Source organism: Nocardioides sp. (assembly GCF_016462705.1).
Lineage (GTDB): Bacteria > Actinomycetota > Actinomycetes > Propionibacteriales > Nocardioidaceae > Nocardioides.
On record NZ_JAEMSS010000110.1, the window covers coordinates 1 to 490 of the forward strand.

1 protein-coding gene is annotated in these 490 nt (G+C 78.0%); it reads right to left on the reverse strand.

Annotation, left to right across the window (positions count from 1 at the left end; all coding sequences use genetic code 11):
* The coding region (locus tag JHD21_RS14170; RefSeq protein ID WP_292676499.1) for an MFS transporter at nt 1-490 on the reverse strand (490 nt) is incomplete at both ends.

A 490-nucleotide genomic window follows, 5' to 3' on the forward strand; every position in this document is an offset into this window, starting at 1 on the left:
CACGTGGATGCTGACGACGAAGCCGATGACCCGGAGGTCCGCGCCGCCGTGCTCCATGTGCAACGGCGTCATGATCATGACGCCGACCATCGCGGCGTGCCCGCCGGCCAGCCCGACGACGGCCCAGCCCAGCACCGGCCGGTCCCGGACGGCGGCCAGCGTGCGCCGCCAGGACGCCGCGGACACGGGGGCGGCCTGCGGTCCGGCGACCGGCTCCTCGGCCGCCGCCGCCTCGCGGGCCAGCAGCAGCGGGTCCGGGCGCAGCCGCACCGCGATCACGGCGGCCGCCAGCACCATGCCGACGGTGCCGATGGCGAACGGCCCGGTCAGCTCGGGGATGCCGAGCCGGTCCGCGACGGAGCCCGAGGGCCCGGAGAGGTTGGGCCCGGCGACGGCGCCGATGGTGGTCGCCCACACGACGGTGGAGAGGGCCCGGGCCCGGTGGGCCTCGGTGGCCAGGTCGGTGGCGGCGTAGCGCGCCGCGCTGTTG